This window comes from Delftia sp. CH05 (assembly GCF_009827015.1).
GTDB lineage: Bacteria > Pseudomonadota > Gammaproteobacteria > Burkholderiales > Burkholderiaceae_C > Comamonas > Comamonas tsuruhatensis.
The window spans coordinates 1-21,824 of sequence record NZ_WUMG01000032.1; the positions used below are offsets into that span (position 1 = coordinate 1).

The following is a 21,824-nucleotide window of genomic DNA, read 5'->3' on the forward strand; positions in this document are numbered from 1 at the left end:
GCCCACACGCCTGGCCCCTTCGCCAGATTGCCTTGCTGCTGTGTGCCTGCGGCATGGGGACCGCTCTGGCCCAGTCCACCGTCCCTGCCGCCCCGGCCTCGGGCTTGCCCGCCGTGACAGCCTCATCGGCCACGGGCCAGAGCCTGTCGGAGTTGGTCGCCAAGGCACGCGGCTACGACGCCCAGTGGCAGGCCCAGCAGGCCGACGCCCAGGCCGCCGCCAGCCGTGCCGAGCAGGCGCGCTCGGGCCTTCTGCCCAGCGTGGGCCTGCAGGCGGGCGCCAACACATCGCATGTGGAAGTCAGCGTGCTGCCGGGAAGCTTTCGCTCGCCCCAGCAGAACCTGCAGCTCAGCGCCCAGCAGCCGCTGTACCGCCCGGCCAACAAGATCGCCTACGACCAGGGCCAGCGCGGCGTGGACGTGGCGCGCGCCCAGTTGGACAGCGGCGAGCAGAACCTGCTGGTGCGCGTGGCCCAGGCCTACTTCGATGTCCTCGGTGCCCAGGACAGCCTGGCCGTGGTCAAGGCACAGAAGGCAGCCATTGCACAGCAGCTGGAATTCGCCAAGCGCAACTTCGAGGTCGGCACGGCCACCATCACCGACTCGCGCGAAGCCCAGGCCCGGTTCGACCTGGCCGGCGCGCAGGAAATCGCCGCCGAGAACGACCTGCGCGTCAAGCGCCTGGTGCTGGATCAGATCGTCGGCGCCGTGGGCACCGTGCCCCGCCCGCTGGCCCAGCCGCTGCAGTTGCCGGCCCTGATGCCCGCCGATGCCCAGGCCTGGGTGGACACCGCCCTGCAAGGCCAGCCCCAGCTGCGCCAGGCCCGCCTGGCGCTGGACATCGCCCAGCTGGAAACGAAGAAAGCCGAGGCCGGCCACAAGCCCACCGTGGACCTGCAGGCCGGCTATGTGGTCAACCGCTATCCCAACGGTTCAGTCACCCCGCAGATCGGCACCAGCTACCGCACCAATGCCGCCAGCGTGGGCGTGGTCATGAACCTGCCCCTGTTCGCCGGATTTGCCGTGCAAAACCGCATCAAGGAAACCCTGGCGCTGGAAGACAAGGCGCGCGCACAGCTGGACGACGCCCAGCGCAACGTGGAGCAGAGCACGCGCACGGCCTTCTTCGGCGTGCAGTCGGGCCAGGCACAGGTCAAGGCGCTGGAGGCCGCGCTGGCGTCCAGCCAGAGTGCGCTGGACGCCAACAAGCTCGGCTACGAGGTCGGCGTGCGCATCAACATCGACGTGCTCAACGCGCAAAGCCAGCTCTACCAGACCCAGCGCGACCTGGCCCTGGCGCGCTACCAGGTGCTGCTGGGCCAGCTCAAGCTGCGCCAAGCCGCCGGCACGCTCAGCGACGACGACCTGCGCGCCATCGATGCGCTGACGCTCCGCGCGCCAGCCCCTTGAATCCCTGAAGCGCCCGCACGGCCGGCAGTGCCCCGGGCTGATGCCCGGCCGCAGTGGGCCGCGCGCCTGGCGCCGCAGCCCTGTGCTCTGGCAAAGCAGAGGCACGCAAACCCGCCACGACCAGCATCCAGGCAGCCAGCGCACACAGCGCCGCCAGGCGGCTCAACGAGGAACAGCGGGAGAGTCTTGGCATGCGCGCCTTGCCTTCTTCGGAGTTGTCGAGCGGGCCACTGTGGCAAACCCGCCTGAAGACCTGCCCCGGCTTTCCTGAAGGGATGCTGAAGCGCATCGTCCCCGCCTTGACCGATACTCGCGGCAGCCCTCCCGCAGGCGCCGGTCCGCGGCATGGGAGCGGCACAGGAAACACACGATGAGACTGCTGCTGGTGGAGGACGATCTGGATCTGGGCAATGGCGTGCGCATCGCATTGGGCGATCACGCCATGGACGTGGTCTGGGTGCGCCGCCTGTCCGATGCGCTGCGCACGCTGGAGCAGCAAAGCTTCGAGATGGTGCTGCTGGACCTGGGCCTGCCCGATGGCGACGGCATCAGCCTGCTGGCGCGCCTGCGCCGCGAATGGCGCCGCCTGCCCGTGCTGATCCTGAGCGCACGCGACAGCCTGCATGACCGGCTGCACGGCCTGGACAGCGGCGCCGATGACTATCTGGTCAAACCCTTTGCCCTGGCCGAACTGGTGTCACGCGTGCGCGCCCTGGCGCGCCGCAGCTATGGGCAGGGCGACGGAACGCTGCATCTGCGCGGCCTGTCGCTGCACGAGCCCACGCGCCGTGTCAGCGTTGCAGGCCAGAACGTCGAGCTGTCCCGCTGCGAATTCGACCTGCTGGCCCTGCTGCTGCGGCGCATGGACCGCGTGGTCACGCGCAGCGGCATCGAGGAGGAAGTCATCCCGGGCGGCAGCGCCAACGGCAGCAATGCGCTGGAGGTCCATGTCTCCAACCTGCGCCGCAAGATCGGGCCGGGCTTCATACGCACGGTGCGCGGCATTGGCTATGTCATCGACTCGCAGCCGATGGCTCCCCTGTCCTGACCATGACATCGCAGACCGTGCAGGGGCAGCAGGCCAGCCCGAGATGGCGCCGCTGGCTGCGGCCCACACTGGGCCGGCGGATGCTGCTGGCCCAGATGGGCGTGCTCACCGCGATCTGGACCGCGTTGCTGGTGGCGGCCATCTACATGGCCCACTTCCACAATGAATTGCTGGTCAGCAAGCCTGTCTACGAACTTGTCATGGCAGTGGCCGAGGACCTGGCCGACCTTCCGGACCGCCAGCAGCACAGCCTGGCCGCGCTGGACACGGCCCTGCGCCATGAATACAGCGATGGAGACGACGACATCCGCTTCACGCCCACGCTGCTGGTCTGGCAGCGCGGCCAGCTCCTGTACCGCTCGCCCACGCCGGCACCCACCCTGCGCAACCGCGTGCTGGACACGGTCGAGGACATAGATTTCGAAGGGCAGACCTGGCGCATGAGCACGCTGCGCTCGGCCTCGGGCCAGACCGAAGTCACGCTGATGCTGCCGTCCTTCAAGGAACTGCTGATCACCCTCAACACCCGCAGCTACTACCTGCTGCCGCTGCTGATCAGCCTGCCCTTCCTGGCCTTTCCGGCCTGGTGGTCGGTACGCGCGGCACTGCGCCCGCTGCGCCGCGTGGGTGACGAGCTGGCCACACGCGGCCCCGACGACCTCAGCGCGCTCACCTATGCGCCGCCACACGCCGAGCTGCGGCCGCTGGTGCAGGACATCAACGCCCTGCTGGCCCGCGTGCGCTCCAGCAGCGAGCGCGAGCGCAACCTCATCGCCGATGCAGCCCACGAACTGCGCACGCCGCTGGCCGCCATGCACGTCAATGTCGAGGCCCTGCTGCGCCTTGGCAGCGAACCGCGCCAGCAGGAACTCATGGACAGCCTGCTGCGCAGCAACCAGCGCGCCAGCCGCATGGTGGCCCAGCTGCTGCAGCTCATGCGCAGCGAGACAGAAGCGCCCGGCATGGCCATGCAGCCGCTGCGCCTGGACCTGCTGCTGGAAGACCGGCTCGCCGCACTCGACGCCCTGGCCTGCCGCCGCCCGGTGGAACTGGCCCTGGAAGCCAGCGAGCCACTGAGCGTGATGGGTGAACGCGAAGGCCTGGTCTCGCTGATCGACAACCTCGTGGACAACGCCATCAAATACAGCCCAGCGCACGCCACCATCAGCGTGCGCCTGCAGCGCCAGGGCGACCAGGCCGTGCTCCAGGTGCGCGACCGTGGCCCGGGTATCGCCGAGGCCTGGCGCCAGCGTGTCTTCGACCGCTTCTTCCGCGTACCCGACCAGAGCCAGAGCGGCAGCGGCCTGGGCCTGGCCATCGCCAGGACCGTGACCGAGCGGCACGGCGGCAGCATCGAGCTGCTCAGTGCGGAGGATGGAGGGCTGCTGGCGAGTGTCAGCCTGCCCGTGCTGCAGGAAGGATCGGGCCCTTGATGCATGCATGGGCCCAGGATTGCAGAGCCAACAGTCCAGGAACTAGACTGGGCCTGTAACCCGTGAGCGAAGGAGTGCAATCATGAAATCCTGGCCTGTACAAGATGCCCAAGACCACTTCAACGAGCTTCTCGAAGCCTGCCTGACCGATGGTCCGCAAGTGTTGACCCGGCGTGGCGCGGACACTGCCGTGCTCGTTCCTATGCAAGAGTGGCGCCGTCTGCATCCCGCTGCCGAACCTGCTTCGCTCAAGGAACTGCTGCTCTCGGAAGCGGGCCGCGCAGACCTGCTGATCCCGCCGCGCGGCCAGGCGCACCGCAGGCCCATCGAGCCCGCCAACTGAGTGCGCCAGAAATGTATTTGCTGGACACCAACATCATTTCAGAGCTGCGGCGCCCCAGGCCCCACGGAGCCGTCCTGGCCTGGCTTCAAGCCCTGCCTGAGCCGGAACTCCATCTGTCCGCGGTCAGCCTGGGCGAAATCCAGGCGGGCATCGAGCTGACCCGGCAACAGGATGCTGAGAAGGCCCGGGAAATCGAACGCTGGGCAGATCTGGTCTCCGCCTCCTACAACGTGCTGCCGATGGATGCCGAGAGCTTTCGGATCTGGGCCCGGCTGATGCACGGACGCTCCGATGCGCTGTATGAGGACGCAATGATTGCAGCCACGGCCATCCGCCACAGGCTGGTCGTGGCCACACGCAACATTCGAGACTTCGCGGATTTTGGTGTGGCGCTTGTCAACCCTTTTGAGTCGCCCTTTCGCTGAACTGGCACAAGCCCCTTTGGTGCGTAGTCTTGCCTGCCCGCTCCCCTTGCACAGGAGGATCAGGAGAGCGGCTGCACCAGCCCGGCCACCGCCTGCGCCGTGGCCCGTGCGGCCCCACGGTGCTGGTCCAGAAAGCCGCGCGCCTGGGCCACGGCATGGGCGTGGGACTGGCGGTCCCCGGCCAGGTCCACGGCCAGGCGCAGCCCGTGCTCCAGGTCGGGGGCGCGCAGGGCGGCGCCGGCCTCGCAGGCCAGGTCCGAGGCTTCGCTGAAGTTGAAGGTATGCGGCCCCAGCACCACGGGGCAGTCGCAGGCCAGGGCCTCGATGAGGTTCTGTCCACCCAGCGGCGCAAAGCTGCCGCCCATGAGCGTGGCATCGGCCAGGCCGTAGTACAGGGCCATCTCGCCCAGCGAATCACCCAGCCAGATGTCGATGTCATCCGCCGCAGCCCCGCAGGGCGGGCCACCCACCCACTGGCTGCGGCGCGAGACATGCAGGCCGCCGCCAGCCAGCAGCGCCGCCACTTCGTCAAAGCGCTGCGGATGGCGCGGCACGACCAGCCATTGCACGGCCCGGCCCACAGGCCCCAGCGTGCGCAGGGCGGACAGCAGCATGGCCTCCTCGCCCTCCCGGCTGCTGGCCAGCAGCACCACAGGGCGGGACAGGCCGGACTTCCATTGCCGGGCGCGCTCCAGCAGCGCAGCGTCCGGACGCGCATCGAATTTCAGGTTGCCGAGCACGCCGCGCACGGGCGCACCCAGCAGGCGCAGGCGCTGCGCATCGTCCTCGGTCTGCGCCCAGGCGGCGGCCAGGGCGGCATAGGTGGGCCGCGCCAGCGGCGCCACGCGCAGTGCCTGGCCCAGCGATTTGTCGCTGAGCCGCGCATTGGCCAGCGCCAGCGGCACGCCCTCTTCGCGGCAGATGGCGACCAGGTTGGGCCAGACCTCGGTTTCCATGAGCACGCCGACTGCGGGCCTGAACTGCTGCACGAAGCGGCGCACGGCCGCCGGCGTATCCCAGGGCTGCCAGACCTGCAGGTCGCCGGACTGCAGCAGCCGGCGGCCTTCTGTGCGGCCTGTGGCCGTGCCATGGGTCAGCAGCAGGCGCATGCCGGGCAGGCGCTCGCGCAGCGCGGTCAGCAAGATGGCGGCAGCGCGCGTCTCACCCAGCGATACGGCATGAATCCAGATCCACAGGCCGCGTCCGTCCTGCCCCAGCGTGGCCGGCTGGTAGCGGCCAAAGCGCTCGGGAATGTGCTCGGCATAGACGGGCTCGGCCTCGGCGCGGCGCAGCAGCTTGCGTCGCAGCAGCGGCTGCGCCGCCCAGGTCACAGCGCTGTACAGCGCGCGCGCCCAGGACGTGGGAGAGCGGGAAGTCATCGCCTGGCGCGCAAATCAGTGCGCGGCACCGCCAACCTGCGCGCCGGGCTTGACGCGCTCCAGCAGCGCCAGCATCTGCGTCTCGATGCGCGACAGCGCCTCCTGGGTCTGGCCCTCGAAGCGCAGCACCAGCACGGGCGTGGTGTTGCTGGCGCGGATCAGGCCGAAGCCGTCGGCCCAGTCCACGCGCAGGCCGTCGATGGTGCTGACCTGGGCCGGTGCGGCAAAGGTCTCGGCGGCCAGGGCCTGCAGTTCGGCGGCCAGGCGATGGGGCTCGCCCTCGGCGCAGGCCACATTCAGTTCCGGGGTGGAAAAGCTGGTGGGCAGCGCGTTGAGCAAGGCGCTGGGGTCGGCCTCGCGGCTGACGATCTCCAGCAGGCGGCAGCCCGCGTAGGTGCCGTCATCGAAGCCATACCAGCGCTCCTTGAAGAAGATGTGGCCGCTCATCTCGCCGCCCAGCGGCGCGTCCAGTTCCTTCATGCGGGCCTTGACCAGGGAGTGCCCGGTCTTGAACATCACGGGCTCGCCCCCGGCCTCGCGGATGGCGGGCGCCAGGCGCTGCGTGCATTTCACGTCGTAGACGATGCTGCCGCCCGGCACGCGCGAGAGCACGTCCTTGGCGAACAGCATCATCTGGCGGTCGGGGAAGATGTTCTGGCCGTCCTTGGTGACGATGCCCAGGCGGTCGCCGTCACCGTCGAAGGCCAGGCCCAGTTCGGCGTCCGAGGTGCGCAGCGCCTCGATCACGTCGCGCAGGTTCTCGGGCTTGCTGGGGTCGGGATGGTGGTTGGGGAATTCACCGTCCACTTCGGAGAACAGCTCGATCACCTCGCAACCCAGGGCGCGGAAGATGCCGGGCGCCGAGGCACCCGCCACGCCGTTGCCGCAGTCCACCACTATCTTGATGGGGCGCGCCAGCTTCACATCACCCACGATGCGCGCCTGGTAGTCGGCCTGCACATCGGCGCGGCGCACGCTGCCGGTGCCCGTGATTGTCCAGTCATCGCTTTCGACGCGGCGGCGCAGCGCCTGGATTTCCTCGCCGTAGATGGCGCGGCCGGCCAGCACCATCTTGAAACCGTTGTAGTCCTTGGGATTGTGGCTTCCCGTGACCTGGATGCCCGAGCGCGCCAGCGTGCTGGCTGCGTAGTACAGCATGGGCGTGGTGGCCAGGCCGATGTCGATCACCTCGATGCCGACCTCGGTCAGCCCGGCGATCAGCGCCGCGGACAGCGAGGGTCCCGACAGGCGGCCATCGCGTCCCACGGCCACCACGGTCTCGCCGGCCGCCAGGGCCGCCATGCCGAAGGCGCGGCCCACGCCGAGCGCCACCTCCTCGTTGAGCGTGGACGGCACGATGCCGCGGATGTCATAGGCTTTGAAGATGGAAGATGCGACCTGCACGTCGAAAACGCTTTCTCGTCGGTTGAAAACAGGGCGCCGCAGCCTAGGGACCTGGCCCGGCTGCGGCCCAAGGCGCGATTGTAGGCGCGGCAGGCTTGTAGGCGCGGCAGGCAGGGGCGCCGCCGCACATCACCCCGGCCGCAAGCGGTTGCGGCGCGTGCCCTGCCTCACAGCTGCTGCTGCACCTGGGCGAGCGCGGCCGGATCTTCCATGGTGCTGAGGTCGCCCGGGTCGCGCCCCTCGGCCACGGCCTGCATGGCACGGCGCAGCAGCTTGCCGCTGCGCGTCTTGGGCAACGCACTGACGAAGACCACGCGAGAGGGCCGGGCCACGGCGCCCAGGCGCGCATCGACCAGCTTCATCACGTCGGCCTCCAGCGCCGCGCGCTCGGCCTCGCCTTCCAGCGCCGTGCGTGGCACGGCAAAGGCCAGCGCCGCCTGGCCCTTGAGCGCATCGGCCACGCCGACCACGGCGACTTCGGCCACCTGGGGGTGGGCGGAGATGCATTCCTCGATCTCGCGCGTGCCAAGGCGGTGGCCGGCCACGTTGATCACGTCGTCCGTGCGGCCCAGGATGAAGAAGTAGCCGTCCTCGTCGCGAATGCCCCAATCGAAGGTGCTGTAGACCATGCGGCCCGGAATGCTCTTCCAGTAGGTGTTGACGAAGCGCTGATCGTCACGCCAGACGGTCTGCATGCAGCCCGGCGGCAGCGGTCCCTCGATGGCCAGCACGCCCTTTTGCCCGGCGCCGAGCAGTTCCTCGCCCGTGGCCTCGTCGATCAGTTTCACGTCATAGCCATAGACGGCCTTGCCGGGACTGCCGAAGCGCGTGGTCTGCTGCTCCACGCCGTTGCACAGCGTGAGGATGGGCCAGCCGGTCTCGGTCTGCCAGTAGTTGTCGATGATGGGCTTGCCCAGGGCCTGGCTGATCCACTGCGCCGTGGGCTCGTCCAGCGGCTCGCCGGCCAGCCACAGCGCCTTGAGGCTGGAGATATCGTGGCGGTGCAGGTACTCGGCATCGTGCTTCTTGAGCACGCGGATGGCCGTAGGCGCCGAGAACATGTGGGTGACCCGGTACTTCTCCACGATGCTCCACCAGATGCCCGCGTCGGGGCGTATGGGCAGGCCCTCGTAGAGCACGGTGGCCATGCCCGCGATCAGGGGCCCATAGATGATGTAGCTGTGCCCCACGACCCAGCCGATGTCGCTGGTGCAGAAAAAGGTCTGGCCCGCCTCGGCCCCGAAGATCAGCGGCATGCTGGCGGCCAGCGCCACCGTGTAGCCGCCCGTGTCGCGCTGCACGCCCTTGGGGCGCCCCGTGGTGCCGCTGGTGTAGAGCGTGTAGCTGGGGTCGGTGGATTCCACCCAGGTGCAGGCGACCTGGGCGTCGGCGTGCAGCGCACGCAGGCTGGTCCAGTCGTGGTCGCGGCCGGCGCGCATGGGCGCAGGCGCCAGGCCACGGTCCACGATGAGCACGGCCGCTGGCTTGTGGCTGGCCAGTTGCAGGGCCTCGTCCAGCAAAGGCTTGTAGGCCACGACGCGCCCGCCGCGCGAGCCCGCGTCGGCACTGATGATGACCTTGGGCTCGGCATCGTCGATGCGCGAGGCCAGCGCCGCCGACGCAAAGCCGCCGAACACCACCGAATGGATGGCACCCAGCCGCGCACAGGCCAGCATGGCAAAGGCCGCCTCGGCAATCATGGGCATGTAGATCTGGACGCGGTCGCCCTTTTGCACGCCCAGCGACTGCAGCACGGCGGCCATGCGCTGTACCTCGGCATGCAGTTCGCGGTAGGTATAGACCTTCTCGGTGCCGGTCTCGGTGGAGATGGCGATCAGCGCATTCTGGTCGGCGCGCTCGGCCAGGTGCCGGTCCACGGCGTTGTGGCAAAGATTGGTCTGGCCGCCCACGAACCACCTGGCGAACGGCGGGTTGTCATAGTCGCAGATGCGCTGGGGCGGCACATGCCAGTCGATGCGGCCGGCCTGCTCGGCCCAGAAGGCATCGCGCTCCTGGATGGAGCGGCGGTGGAAATCGTCGAAACGCGGGGCCATTGTCTGTCTCCTGTCGTTGTCATGGATTGGCGGCTTCTGAATTCATAATTATTCATAATGCGCTTGCCCAAAGCTGACAAATCCTGCACAGCGACCCGGGCCGGCCCCCCTCCGTCCCATTCGCCTTTCATGGCCCCGCCTTGCGACGGGCGTAAAAAAAGGCGCCGTGCAGGCGCCTCGACGGAAAACCATCGCTTCAGTGGCTTACTTGACCAGGGCCAGCAGATCCTTGAAGGCCGGGTGCTCGCAGCTGCGAAGCCACTCGAAGGCCACCATCTCCGTGGTCACCAGTTCGGCACCCGCGCCGGCCAGGCGATCGAAGGCAGCATCGCGGTTGCGCTCGGTGCGCGAGCTGCAGGCATCGGTGACGACCCAGACGTCGAACTCGTCTTCCAGCAGTTCCAGCGCCGTCTGCAGCAGGCAGACATGGGCTTCGCAGCCGGCAATCACCACCATGCTGCGCTCGGGCGCCTGCTGCTGGGGCTTTTGCAGGTGCTTGGGCAGGCTGCGCGCATTGCCGCCCTGGGGACGTGCAGGCGGACGCAGCCACTCGCCCAGTCCTTCGGACACGGCGCTGAAATGCATCTTGGACAGTGTCCTGTCGCACAGCGCGCGCAGTTGGGCATCGTTGGCACCCAGGCGCGAGGGGTTCTGTTCGGTGCCGAACACCGGCACTTCCACCAGATGCGCCAGACGAGCCAGTTTCACGGCATTGGCCAGGACTGCCGGGCCCTCGAAGATGGCCGGCATCAGGCGCTCCTGGTAATCGACGAGTACAAGCTGGGAGTCGGAGGCTTCAAGCAGCATGGCGGATCTTTCTTGGAATACGAGGCGGCGCGGGCCGCCCTTCTTATCGGAAAACAGGACAGCCCGCTATTGTCGCAGCTTGGGGGCCATCACCGCCGGGCGCCGGCGATTCCTGAGGTGGCTCAAAAACCCGGGCCTTCGGGGGTCTTATCGAATTTGTCCTACGTTTTTGCGTGGTAATCTCGCGCCCCATGTCCCGATGGCTTATCGCACTCCTGTTCGTCAGCGCCACTGCACACGCGGCTCCGCCCGAGCTGCGTGACGACGATATGAACCAGCTGCTGGTCAACCGCAGCCTCATCTCGCAGCTGCGCGAAGCCCGCCACCACATGGCGGAGCGCACTTCCGACTTCGTCAAGGAAGCCCGACAAAGCGTCGCCGAAAAGACCTCCGACCTGGTCGTGACCGCCATGGGCTTCATCGGCGTTCCCTACCGTCGCGGCGGCAACAGTGCCGAGACCGGCTTCGACTGCAGCGGCTTTGTCCGTGCCATCTACTCCGAGACCCTGGGCAAGGTCCTGCCGCGTCGCGCTGACCAGCAGGCACAGGCCACGGAAAAAATCGACAAGAACGAACTCAAGCCCGGCGATCTGGTGTTCTTCAACACCATGCGCCGCGCCTTCAGCCACGTCGGCATCTATGTCGGCGACGGCAACTTCATTCATGCCCCCCGCACCGGTGCACAGGTGCGCGTGGAAAGCATGCAAAGCGCCTACTGGGCCCGCCGCTTCGATGGCGCCCGTCGCGTGCAGGACTCCGACGGCCTGGGCCTGGATGCCAGCAAGGCTGCCTTGGCCATGCAGATGCAGGCAAGCCAGCTGCAGTAACCACGGCGGGCTGTCTGCCCTCCCCCAGTCCAGGCGCCTGCAGATGCAGGCGTTTTGTTTTTCAGGGCACTGCACTGCCTTCGTCCCAGGTTGAGACGCTGTCCGACAGGGCCGGCATGCGCCGGGCCCTAGAGTCGCGGCATGGAAGCTTCAGTTCGGAGAAAAGCATGATGTCCTTGATTGGCACCCTCATCGTTGGCCTGGTCGTTGGCCTGCTGGCGCGCGCACTCAAACCCGGCGACGACAGCCTTGGCTGGATCATGACCATCCTGCTTGGTGTGGCAGGATCGTTTCTTGCCAGCTATGTCGGTGTCGCCATGGGCTGGTATGAAGCCGGGCAGCCCGCTGGCTGGATCGCCTCCATCGTTGGCGCCATCGTCATCCTCTTCATCTACAGCCTGGTGCGCAGCAAGAGCGCACGCTGACCGCACCGGCGCCAGCCGCCTCCTCCGGCTGGCGCATTCTCCTGATCGACATCTGCCCCGGACCCACTGGCACGCATGATCTTTCGCACATCGGACAAGACCCCTCCCCCTCCACCACCGCGCCACGATGTGGCGCAGGCCGCAGAGAGCGCGCGCAAGCTGCTGCACCGGCGTGCGCTGGTGGGAGCCGCAGCCAGCAGCCTGCCGATCCCGGGGCTGGACTGGCTGGTTGACGCAGCCCTGCTGGCGCGCCTGCTGCCGCGCATCAACCGTGAGTTCGGCCTCACGCCCGAACAGCTGGACAGGCTGGACCCCGGCAAGCGCGAGCAGGTGCAAAAGGCCGTGGCCATGGTCGGCTCGGTACTGATCGGCAAGCTGATCACGCGCGACATGGTGGTGCGCCTGGCACGCGCTGCCGGCATGCGCATGACGGCAACCCAAGCGGCAAAGTACGTGCCGCTGGCCGGCCAGGCTGCAGCGGCCGCCCTGGGCTACGCCACGCTGCGCTACCTGGGAGAGCGCCACATCCAGGACTGCATTCGCGTGGTCGAGCAGGCGGAGCTCGACATTCCCTCGCATCTGCCCACGCAGCTGGAACGCACGGCCCGCAAGGTCGAGCAGACCGACAAGCAATTGCATGAGCACGGCAAAAGCAAGGGCGAGGGCGAGCCCGGGGCCGAGCCATCCGGCAAGCGCCCGCGCTTTTGGCGCCAGCCGGACCGCGGCCCCTGGGGCCGCTCCCAGTAAATGGCGATCAGCCCAGGTCCGAGGCGCGGTGGCGCTCCGGCACCTGGGTGGCCTCGTCTCCCCAGGTGCGATTGACGCGGCGGCCGCGCACCACCGCCGGCCGTTGGGCAATCTCGCGGGCCCAGCGCATCACATGCGTGTACTCATGGGCTGCCAGGAACTCGGCCGCGCCGTACACCTCGTTGAGCACCAGTGCGCCATACCAGGGCCAGATGGCGATGTCGGCAATGCTGTAGTGCTCTCCCGCAATGAAGGCGTGCTCGGCCAGCTGGCGATTGAGCACGTCCAGCTGGCGCTTGGTTTCCATGGTGAACCGGTTGATCGGGTACTCGAACTTTTCGGGAGCATAGGCATAGAAATGACCGAAGCCGCCGCCCAGGTAAGGCGCCGATCCCATCTGCCAGAACAGCCAGTTCAGCGTCTCGGTGCGTGCAGCGGGCTCGGCAGGCAGCAGCGCGCCAAACTTCTCGGCCAGGTACAGCAGGATGGAGCCCGACTCGAACACGCGCACCGGCGGCTCCACGCTGCGGTCCACCAGCGCGGGAATCTTGGAATTGGGGTTGACCTCGACAAAGCCGCTGGAGAACTGGTCGCCATCGCTGATGCGGATCAGCCAGGCGTCGTACTCGGCGCCGCCATGGCCCAGCGCCAGCAGCTCCTCCAGCATGATGGTGACCTTCACGCCGTTGGGCGTGGCCAGCGAATACAGCTGCAGAGGCTGCTGCCCCACCGGCAGTGTCTTGTCGTGGGTCGGCCCGGCGACCGGGCGGTTGATGTTGGCGAAGGTGCCGCCCGAGGGCGCAGGCTGCCATACGGCGGGCGGGACATAGGTGGAGCGGTCGGACATGCAGGATTCCTGTGGTTCGCGGGCATGGGAAAGGCGCCCGGCTGAAGGCCATTGTCCAGCCCCTGACACACTCCTGCCGCCGCGCGCAGAACGCCGCCACGGCGTCCGGGGATTTGCCACAATCGTTGCATGACTGCAGCCCCCACACCCTCCGCCCGCCAGTTCTGGCTCATGAAGAACGAGCCCGACGAATACTCCATAGACCATGCGCTGGCCGCGCCGCAGGCCACCATTGCCTGGGACGGGGTGCGCAACTACCAGGCGCGCAACTTCATGCGTGATGCCATGCAGGTCGGCGACGGGGTGCTGTACTGGCATTCCAGCTGCGCCGAGCCCGGCATCTACGGCATCGCCCGCATTGCCGGCAATCTGCGCACCGACGCCTCGCAGTTCGACCCGGCCAGCCCGTACTACGACCCCAAGTCTTCTCCCGACAAGCCGCGCTGGCTCACGCTGGACGTGCAGGCGCTGCGCAAGACACGCACGCTGCAGATTGCCGAGCTGCGCGCGCATCCTGAACTGGCGCAGATGCGTGTGCTGCAAAAGGGCAATCGGTTGTCGATCACGCCGGTCACGCCCGAGGAATGGAGCTTCATCGAAGGCCTGCTCAGGCACGGCTGAACACGCCTCGCACGGGCTGCTTTCTTACAAGCAAGAAGCCTCTTTCCTGCACTCCTGCCCTGCATCGGCCGCTATGCTTTTGGGCATTTGCGAACCTGGATTTCGCAAGCTGGAGGGACCATCTTCGTGCGCTGGCGAAAATCAAAAGCAAAAACAACCACTGGACCACTCAAGAGCGGCATGGCCGCGGCGCCAGGCCGCCTGCGGCTGGCGCTGCGCGATGCCATCGCCGCCTCGCTGGGCGCCATGCTGGCCTGGGAACTGTCCCACTACCTGCTGGGCCACCCCAGACCCGTCTTTGCCGCCGTCACCGCCCTGGTCTGCCTGGCGCCCGGCCTGCCCAGCCATCTCAAGCAAACCTGGGGCCTGGTGCTGGGCTGCGCCATCGGCATCATCGTCGGCGAACTGGCCTGGCTGCTGCCCGACACCATTCCCCTGCTGCGACTGAGCCTGGCCTCGCTGGTCGCGCTGTCGCTGGCCGCCATGCTGGGGCAGCCGCCTGTGGTTCCGATACAGGCCGGCGTTTCCGTGGTGCTGGTCCTCAGCATGGGGCCCAGCGCGGCGGGCGAGACCCGGCTGGTCGACGTGCTGGTCGGCGCAGGCGTGGGCCTGATGTTCAGCCAGGTCATCTTCACGGCCAATCCGCTGCGTGCCGTATCACGTTCGGCAAGCGCGTTGCTGGGTCAGCTGGCCGACGGGCTGGACGCCACGCTGCGCGCCACCGCCACCCACGACACACCCGACGCCACCGTGGCACTGGGCCAGCTCACGCGCAGCAGCGATGCGCTGAGCGCGCTGCGCACCGCCATGGCGGAGGCGCAAAGCGCCAGCCGCTGGTCCGTGCGCGGACGCCTGGGTGGCGCGGCACTGCAGACCGTCACGGCGCGCTACGACCGCCATGCCGTGCGCCTGTACGCCAGCGCGCTGCTGCTGGGCGAAAGCCTGGTGCGCGGAATGTCGCATGACAGCGGCCTCATGCCGCGCGCCATCGTCCTGCACTGTGAATGGCTGATCGAAGCCTGCCGGCAACTGGCCGCCAATGGCAACGTGGTGGCCCTGCAGCCCGACGACGCCCTGGCCAGGTTGGCCGCCTCGGCCCCCCAGGCGCCCACCCAACCGCTGCCTGAGGCCTGGCTGCCCGCGCTGGACCACGCACGACAGATGGAAGAGGCCCTGAAGGCGCTCACAGGTTCGCGCGACGCGTGATCAGGCGGCAGCGCGTTCGCGCTGCCTTGCAGGCGCCGCGCTGATGCGGGCAATGGCGCCGGCCAGCCACCAGCCGATGGCGCACATGGCCGCCGTCACCACCCAGGTCCACTGCCATCCGCCCGCCTGCACTGCCACGGCCGCCACCAGAGGCGGCCCTGCAAACTGGCCCACGCTGGACCATTGCTGCATGAAGCCCACCGTGGTCGAAACAGTGGACTCATCGGGGGCAAGCCGCACGGCCATGGAAAACAGCGTGCCCGGAATCAGTCCCCCCGCTGCCGAGAACACAACTACCGCAGCAAAGCGCAGCCACAAAGGTGCCAACGGCTGGCCTTGCCATTGCACATAGGCCAGCAGCGCGCACAACGCCATGCAGCCGAAGCCCAGGCGCAGCGCCCGCGAGGCGCTCCAGCCGCCTTGCAGCAGACGGCCCGATGCCACATTGCCCACCATGTTGGCCAGCGCCACCACGGCCGTCAGCGTGCCCGACAACGCCGCTCCCAGGCCCGCCTCGGCATAGACCGTGGGAAGAAAGCCGATGACGGCCATCCACTGTCCCGAATACACGGCAAAGCCCAGCGCCACGCACCAGGGGCCAGGGCTGCGCAAAGTCAGCGCCAGGCGCGGACGCCACCCCCCGCCAGCCGCCGACGTGCTAACGGGTGCCTTCGGGCCGTCTGCCGGCACGCCGTACCACACGGCGGCGCAAGCCAGGGCAGAGACCAGCCCCAGAAGCAGCCACCACAGCGGCCAGGAAGCCCAGGCCATCACCCAGGGACCCAGCAGCAAGCCGATGGCACTGCCCAGCGGCATGTAGGTGCCCCACCAGCCCATGCGCGCGCTCAGATCGTGCGGCGCCACGCAGCGGCGAATCAGCCCTGGCCCCGGCATGGCGACCAGCAGAAAGCCCAGTCCTTCCACGGCGCGCAGGGCCAGCAACGGTGCAAAACCCGTGGCGATGGCGCCCAGGGCGCTGGCACCCGCCATCAACAGCAGGCCCGCCAGCATGCTGCGCCGCAGTCCCCAGCGATCAGCCCCCAGGCCCACCACCAAGCCCAGCAGCATGCCGGCCACCTGCACGGTGGAAAGCAGAAAGCCGGCCTGCAGCAGGGACACGCCCAGCTGCTGCTGCAGCACCGGCACGGCCGGCGGCAGCTTGCCTACATGCAGGGCCGCGCTGACGCCGGCCATCACGACGATCCATGAGGGATGCACCCCCTGCCTTGTTGTTTCCATTGGATGCGGTTTCCTGGGGGCACATGCCGTGCGCCCTGTGGGTGATGTGTGAAGTATCGAAAGCATAGGCCAAGCGGCGCCCGCAAGCAGCGCCCCTGGCATCTGCCCACCAACCGGCTTGCGGCAGCGGGCATCGGCAGCGCATTCGACATAGCCCGTGGCACTGGAACGCCCAGGTGAGGCGCTCCAGCTGCGCGGCCAGGCATTTCCGCTGCCCCAAAAACAGCTCGGCCTGCGAGGCACCCCATGGCACCTCGCAGGCCTTGCATGCCGGGCAGCGGCCGCATGCGCTGCGGCCTTTTGCCCGTCCTCCCCCACCGATTCCTGTCAGGCCTTCATGGCATCACAGCCTCAGCTTGGCACTGGCCAGCAACACACCGAAGCCCACCAACATGCCGCCAAAGGCCCGGTCTATCCAGTGCCGTACGGCCAGCAGCCGGGCACGAACCCGCTGCGCGGAAAAGCACAGCGCCACGATGCAAAACCAACCCACATGGGCCAGCGAGATGAACCCGCCGTACGCCAGTTGCGTGGCCAGAGATGTGTCCTGCCCCACGATCTGCAGGAACAGGCTCACCACAAACACCGTGGTCTTGGGATTGAGCGCATTCGTCAGAAAGCCCGTGCGCAGCGCCGCCATGTCGGACAGTACGGCAGCCGGCTGGCTGGCCATTTCTCCGTCCGGCCGGCTGCGCAGCATGGTCACGCCCAGATAGATCAGATAGGCTGCGCCCAGCAGCTTGACCACATCGAACAGCCAGGTGGCCTGCTGCATCAGCAACCCCACACCAAGCAAGGTATAGCTGACATGGACCAGCACGCCCAGGCCTATGCCCAGCGCCGTGAGCATGCCCGCGCGGCGCGAGCGCAGCAGGCTGTTGCGCGTGACCATGGCGAAATCCGCCCCGGGGCTGATCACGGCCAGCAAGGTAATGGTGACTACAGCTATCCATTCGGTCATGCATTCTCCGTTCGACTCAGTGCAACGCGGGATAGTATTGGCCTTCCATGAAAATACATAACGATGTTTTCTGACACAGTTAGTGAACTCAATTCACAGACTCCCAGCAAGCGGCTGCCGTCGTTGCAGGCCCTGCGCTGCTTCGAAGCAGCCGCCCGACGGGAGAACTTCAGCAAGGCGGCTGAAGAGTTGCATCTGACCCACGGCGCCATCAGCCGGGCCGTGCGCCTGCTGGAAGACGATCTGGGCGTGACCCTGTTTGACCGCCGCAGCCGCCGCGTCTTCCTGACCGACGCTGGGCGCCATCTCGCACAGGCCGTGCATGAAGGCCTGGAGCGCATGCGCCAGGCGACGCAGGAGTTGCGCGCACGCGCGCGGCATGCGCGCCGCTGGGTGCTGTCCTGCGAACCCACCTTGCTGATGCGCTGGCTGATTCCACGCTGGCCACAGTTCCAGCAAATGCATCCCGAGCTGCAACTGCACCTGGTGGCCGGCGGCGGCCCGTTCTCGTTTGCGGACGGGATCGACCTGGCCATACGGCGCGACGATTTCGCCCTGCCCGCAGGCTGCCATGCCGAAACGCTGTTCGCAGAGCGCATAGGCCCGGTCTGCCGGCCAGATCGCCTGGCGCAATGGTGCGACCGCCCCGCGCAAGAGCACACGCCCAGGCTGCGCGCCGATGCGCCCTTGCTGCAAAGCCGCACGCGCCCTGGCGCCTGGGCCACCTGGGCCGAGTGCAGCGGCCAGCCCCAGCCCTCGGGACCGCAGCTGCAGTTCGAACATTTCTATTTCACGCTCCAGGCTGCCGTGGCCGGAATGGGCGTGGCCATAGGCCCCTGGCAACTGGTGCGCGACGACATTGCCAGCGGCGTGCTGGCGGCGCCCATGGGCTTTGTGGAGGATGGATCGCGCTATTGCCTGCTGTCCCCTGCCCCGCCTGCACCGAATGGCGTGCACGCGCAGTTACTGCAGTGGCTGCGCTCCCAGGCCTGAGCCGGCCTGCGACCCGTACTACCCCCCAAAGCACAAAGGCAGCCGAAGCTGCCTTTGTGTCCTTGCCCGTTCCGAAGGCCGGGCGTTGCGCTTACTTGCGCTGCGGCGGCAGGTCCGTGCAGGAGCCGTGCGCCACCTCGGCCGCCATGCCCAGGCTCTCGCCCAGCGTGGGGTGAGGATGGATGGTCTTGCCGATGTCCACGGCGTCGGCACCCATTTCAATGGCCAGCGCGATCTCGCCGATCATGTCGCCCGCATGCGTGCCGACGATGCCGCCGCCCAGGATGCGGCCATGGCCATGCGCCTCGGGGCTGTCGTCGAACAGCAGCTTGGTGACGCCTTCGTCGCGGCCATTGGCAATGGCGCGGCCCGATGCCGTCCAGGGGAAGACCCCCTTCTTGACCTTGATGCCCTGGGCCTTGGCCTGGTCCTCGGTCAGGCCCACCCACGCCACTTCCGGGTCGGTGTAGGCCACGCTGGGGATCACGCGGGCATTGAAGGCGCTGGCGGCCAGCTCCTTGTTGCCCTGCAGTTCACCGGCGATGACTTCGGCGGCCACATGGGCCTCGTGCACGGCCTTGTGCGCCAGCATGGGCTGGCCCACCACGTCGCCGATGGCGAAGATGTGGGGCACGTTGGTGCGCATCTGGATGTCGACTTCGATGAAACCGCGGTCCGTGACGGCCACGCCGGCCTTCTCGGCGGCGATCTTCTTGCCGTTGGGCGTGCGGCCCACGGCCTGCAGCACCAGGTCGTAGACCTGGGGCTCGGGCACGGTGATGCCGTCCTTGGCGGGCGCGAAGCTGACCTTGATGCCTTCGGGCGTGGCTTCGGCACCCACGGTCTTGGTGTTGACCATGATGTTGTCGAAGCGCGGCGCGTTCATCTTCTGCCAGACCTTGACCAGGTCGCGGTCGGCGCCCTGCATGAGGCCGTCCATCATCTCCACCACGTCCAGGCGTGCGCCCAGCGTGGAGTAGACGGTGCCCATTTCCAGGCCGATGATGCCGCCACCCAGGATCAGCATGCGTTTGGGCACGCTGGCCAGGTCCAGCGCGCCGGTGGAGTCCACCACGCGCGGGTCCTTGGGCATGAAGGGCAGGTGCACGGCCTGGCTGCCGGCGGCAATGATGGCGCGCTTGAACTGCACGATCTTCTTGCTGCCGGTCTTTTCCTGGCCATCGCCCGTGGTCTCTTCCACTTCCAGGTGATTGGCACCGACGAAGTTGCCGTAGCCGCGCACCACGGTGACCTTGCGCATCTTGGCCATCTGGCCCAGGCCACCGGTCAGCTTGCCGATGACCTTGTCCTTGTGGCCGCGCAGCTGGTCGATGTTGACCTCGGGCGCGCCGAACTTGACGCCTGCCACTTCCAGATGCTTGACCTCGTCCACGACGGCCGCCACGTGCAGCAGCGCCTTCGAGGGAATGCAGCCCACGTTCAGGCAGACGCCGCCGAGGGTCTTGTAGCGCTCGACGATGACCACGTTCAGGCCCAGGTCGGCTGCGCGGAAGGCGGCAGAGTAGCCGCCAGGGCCACCGCCGAGCACGACCACGTCGCAGTCATAGTCGGCCACGCCACCAGCGTAGCTGGCTGCCGCAGGAGCAGGGGCCGGGGCCGCTGGAGCCGGCACGGCAGGTGCCGCGGCGCTGGCGGCTGCAGGAGCCGCAGCGGCAGCCTGGGGCGCAGTGGCCGCCTCGCCGGCAGCCTCCAGCGTCAGGACCACGGAGCCCTCGGCGACCTTGTCGCCGATCTTGACCTTGAGTTCCTTGACCACGCCGGCATGGCTGGAGGGGATCTCCATGGAGGCCTTGTCGGACTCCACGGTGATCAGGGACTGGTCCTTGGCCACGGTGTCACCGGGCTGGACCAGCAGTTCGATCACGCCCACTTCGGCGAAGTCGCCGATGTCGGGCACCTTGATGTCGATGATTGCCATGTGTCGGGCCTCCGTTTACAGCAGGATGCGGCGGTAGTCCGCCAGCACCTGACCCAGGTAGGCGTTGAAGCGCGCGGCCGAGGCACCGTCGATGACGCGGTGGTCATAGGACAGCGACAGCGGCAGCGTCAGGCGCGGCACGAACTGCTTGCCGTCCCACACGGGCTTCATCTGGCCCTTGGACAGGCCGAGGATGGCCACTTCCGGGGCGTTGATGATGGGGGTGAAGTTCGTGCCGCCGATGCCGCCCAGCGACGAGATCGAGAAGCAGCCGCCCTGCATGTCGGCAGCGCCGAGCTTGCCGTCGCGGGCCTTCTTGGCCAGCTCGCCCATTTCCTGGCTGATCTGCAGGATGCCCTTCTTGTCGGCATCGCGCAGCACGGGCACCACCAGGCCATTGGGCGTGTCTGCCGCGAAGCCGATGTGGAAGTACTGCTTGTAGACCAGGGTGTCGCCGTCCAGCGAGGCGTTGAACTCCGGGAACTTCTTGAGCGCCGCGACCACCGCCTTGATCACGAAGGCCAGCATGGTCACCTTGACGCCGCTCTTCTCGTTCTCCTTGTTGGTGGAGACGCGGAAGGCTTCCAGGTCGGTGATGTCGGCCTCGTCGTTGTTGGTGACGTGGGGGATCATGACCCAGTTGCGCGACAGGTTGGCGCCGCTGATCTTCTTGATGCGCGACAGGTCCTTGCGCTCGACCGGGCCGAACTTGGCGAAGTCGACCTTGGGCCAGGGCAGCAGGTCCAGGCCGGCGCCGCCGCCGGAGCCGCCCTTGGGAGCCGCCGCAGCCTGGGCCTTGGTCTGCACGGCACCGGCCATGACGGACTTGGTGAAAGCCTGGATGTCGTCGGCCGTGATGCGGCCCTTGTTGCCCGAGCCCTTGACCTCGTCCAGCGGCACACCCAGTTCGCGGGCGAACTTGCGCACGGAGGGCGATGCATGGGGCAGCTTGCCGGTGGGCGCCACGGTGGGGTTGTGTGCAGGTGCAGCGGCAGGAGCCGATGCTGCAGCGGCAGCCACCGGAGCTGCAGCGGCCGGGGCAGCAGTTGCCGGTGCAGGGGCTGCAGCAGCAGGTGCCGGGGCCGCAGCCTGGGCTGCAGGCGCGGCAGCGCCCTGCACGCTCATCTGGCCGACCACGTCGCCCACATTGACCGTGTCGCCGATCTTGAGCGTCAGCGCCGTGATGGTGCCCGCTGCGGGCGAGGGGATCTCCATCGAGGCCTTGTCGGATTCGACAGTGAACAGCGATTGCTCTGCCGTCACGGTGTCACCGACCTTGACCAGCATCTCGATCACGGCCACGTCCTTGAAGTCGCCGATGTCGGGAATCTTGATGTCGATCTGCGTGGCGGCGCCCGAGGCCGCAGGCGCGGCAGCGGGAGCAGCGGCCGGCGCAGGCGCAGATGCAGGCGCAGCAGATGCAGGCGCTGCCACGGGAGCCGGGGCAGCAGCTGCCGGTGCCGGTGCCGCAGCGTCTGCGGTCTCGATCACGGCAATGATGCTGCCTTGCTTGACCTTGTCGCCCAGGTTCACGCGCAGCTCCTTGAGCACGCCGGCGTGGCTGGACGGAATCTCCATCGATGCCTTGTCGGACTCGACGGTGATCAGCGATTGCTCGGCCTTGATCTGGTCGCCGGCCTTGACCAGCACTTCGATCACACCGACTTCATCGAAATCGCCGATGTCCGGAACTTGAATGTCTACCAATGCCATAGGT

The 21,824-nt window shown here is 67.8% G+C and carries 20 protein-coding genes; 11 read left to right on the forward strand and 9 right to left on the reverse strand.

Annotated elements, in window-relative coordinates; translation table 11 throughout:
* The 5 genes from GRX31_RS21015 to GRX31_RS21035 form a co-directional block, all read left to right on the forward strand.
* A partial coding sequence (locus GRX31_RS21015; RefSeq protein ID WP_237426740.1) for a TolC family outer membrane protein occupies window positions 1-1,409 on the forward strand: 1,409 nt, incomplete at its 5' end.
* 370 nt (window positions 1,410-1,779) lie between these two features.
* Window positions 1,780-2,457 (forward strand): response regulator, encoded by a 678-nt coding sequence (locus GRX31_RS21020; RefSeq protein WP_016447091.1) that lies wholly within the window; start codon window positions 1,780-1,782, stop codon window positions 2,455-2,457.
* Window positions 2,458-2,459: 2 nt separating this feature from the next.
* Window positions 2,460-3,890, forward strand: coding sequence for a sensor histidine kinase (locus GRX31_RS21025; protein ID WP_047474044.1), 1,431 nt, complete (start codon window positions 2,460-2,462; stop codon window positions 3,888-3,890).
* An 82-nt stretch (window positions 3,891-3,972) separates the two neighbouring features.
* Window positions 3,973-4,233 (forward strand): type II toxin-antitoxin system Phd/YefM family antitoxin, encoded by a 261-nt coding sequence (locus tag GRX31_RS21030; protein WP_016451713.1) that lies wholly within the window; start codon window positions 3,973-3,975, stop codon window positions 4,231-4,233.
* A gap of 11 nt (window positions 4,234-4,244) precedes the next feature.
* A complete protein-coding gene (locus GRX31_RS21035; RefSeq protein WP_043790155.1) occupies window positions 4,245-4,658 on the forward strand; it encodes a type II toxin-antitoxin system VapC family toxin in 414 nt (137 codons plus the stop codon).
* A gap of 59 nt (window positions 4,659-4,717) precedes the next feature.
* Here the strand turns inward: GRX31_RS21035 and GRX31_RS21040 are convergent, their stop codons facing one another.
* The 4 genes from GRX31_RS21040 to GRX31_RS21055 form a co-directional block, all read right to left on the reverse strand.
* Window positions 4,718-6,037: a 3-deoxy-D-manno-octulosonic acid transferase gene (locus GRX31_RS21040; protein ID WP_074921287.1), complete on the reverse strand. Its 1,320-nt coding sequence runs from the start codon at window positions 6,035-6,037 to the stop codon at window positions 4,718-4,720.
* 15 nt (window positions 6,038-6,052) lie between these two features.
* On the reverse strand, window positions 6,053-7,441 hold the full coding sequence (locus GRX31_RS21045) for a phosphomannomutase/phosphoglucomutase (protein WP_016447094.1): 1,389 nt from the start codon (window positions 7,439-7,441) through the stop codon (window positions 6,053-6,055).
* A 167-nt stretch (window positions 7,442-7,608) separates the two neighbouring features.
* Window positions 7,609-9,495: a propionate--CoA ligase gene (locus GRX31_RS21050; RefSeq protein ID WP_160854642.1), complete on the reverse strand. Its 1,887-nt coding sequence runs from the start codon at window positions 9,493-9,495 to the stop codon at window positions 7,609-7,611.
* A 204-nt stretch (window positions 9,496-9,699) separates the two neighbouring features.
* Entirely contained in the window at window positions 9,700-10,302 is a 603-nt protein-coding gene (locus tag GRX31_RS21055) for an isochorismatase family protein (protein WP_016447096.1), read from the reverse strand.
* A gap of 191 nt (window positions 10,303-10,493) precedes the next feature.
* Here GRX31_RS21055 and GRX31_RS21060 point away from each other — a divergent pair, with 191 nt between their 5' ends.
* The 3 genes from GRX31_RS21060 to GRX31_RS21070 all read left to right on the forward strand — a co-directional run bounded on the left by GRX31_RS21060 (window position 10,494) and on the right by GRX31_RS21070 (window position 12,301).
* Window positions 10,494-11,129: a C40 family peptidase gene (locus tag GRX31_RS21060; protein ID WP_016447097.1), complete on the forward strand. Its 636-nt coding sequence runs from the start codon at window positions 10,494-10,496 to the stop codon at window positions 11,127-11,129.
* Window positions 11,130-11,296: 167 nt separating this feature from the next.
* Entirely contained in the window at window positions 11,297-11,554 is a 258-nt protein-coding gene (locus tag GRX31_RS21065) for a GlsB/YeaQ/YmgE family stress response membrane protein (protein WP_012205794.1), read from the forward strand.
* Window positions 11,555-11,629: 75 nt separating this feature from the next.
* Window positions 11,630-12,301, forward strand: coding sequence for a hypothetical protein (locus GRX31_RS21070; protein WP_034365900.1), 672 nt, complete (start codon window positions 11,630-11,632; stop codon window positions 12,299-12,301).
* Window positions 12,302-12,308: 7 nt separating this feature from the next.
* On the opposite strand, the gene yghU is transcribed toward GRX31_RS21070, so the two are convergent.
* Window positions 12,309-13,148, reverse strand: coding sequence for a glutathione-dependent disulfide-bond oxidoreductase (gene yghU / locus GRX31_RS21075; RefSeq protein ID WP_016447099.1), 840 nt, complete (start codon window positions 13,146-13,148; stop codon window positions 12,309-12,311).
* 129 nt (window positions 13,149-13,277) lie between these two features.
* Here yghU and GRX31_RS21080 point away from each other — a divergent pair, with 129 nt between their 5' ends.
* A complete protein-coding gene (locus GRX31_RS21080) occupies window positions 13,278-13,769 on the forward strand; it encodes an EVE domain-containing protein (RefSeq protein ID WP_016447100.1) in 492 nt (163 codons plus the stop codon).
* Window positions 13,770-13,949: 180 nt separating this feature from the next.
* Entirely contained in the window at window positions 13,950-14,975 is a 1,026-nt protein-coding gene (locus tag GRX31_RS21085) for an FUSC family protein (protein WP_016447101.1), read from the forward strand.
* Here the strand turns inward: GRX31_RS21085 and GRX31_RS21090 are convergent, their stop codons facing one another.
* Complete coding sequence (locus tag GRX31_RS21090; protein WP_160854644.1) at window positions 14,976-16,214, reverse strand: MFS transporter; 1,239 nt, start codon at window positions 16,212-16,214, stop codon at window positions 14,976-14,978.
* Between the two features lie 343 nt (window positions 16,215-16,557).
* Entirely contained in the window at window positions 16,558-17,175 is a 618-nt protein-coding gene (locus GRX31_RS21095; protein ID WP_016451705.1) for a LysE family translocator, read from the reverse strand.
* 63 nt (window positions 17,176-17,238) lie between these two features.
* Between GRX31_RS21095 and GRX31_RS21100 the strand changes: the two genes are divergently transcribed.
* Window positions 17,239-18,168: a LysR family transcriptional regulator gene (locus GRX31_RS21100; RefSeq protein ID WP_016447104.1), complete on the forward strand. Its 930-nt coding sequence runs from the start codon at window positions 17,239-17,241 to the stop codon at window positions 18,166-18,168.
* A 91-nt stretch (window positions 18,169-18,259) separates the two neighbouring features.
* On the opposite strand, the gene lpdA is transcribed toward GRX31_RS21100, so the two are convergent.
* Entirely contained in the window at window positions 18,260-20,107 is a 1,848-nt protein-coding gene (lpdA, locus tag GRX31_RS21105) for a dihydrolipoyl dehydrogenase (RefSeq protein ID WP_016451703.1), read from the reverse strand.
* A 15-nt stretch (window positions 20,108-20,122) separates the two neighbouring features.
* Window positions 20,123-21,820: a dihydrolipoyllysine-residue acetyltransferase gene (gene aceF, locus GRX31_RS21110; RefSeq protein WP_016447106.1), complete on the reverse strand. Its 1,698-nt coding sequence runs from the start codon at window positions 21,818-21,820 to the stop codon at window positions 20,123-20,125.
* Between the last annotated feature and the right edge of the window lie 4 nt (window positions 21,821-21,824).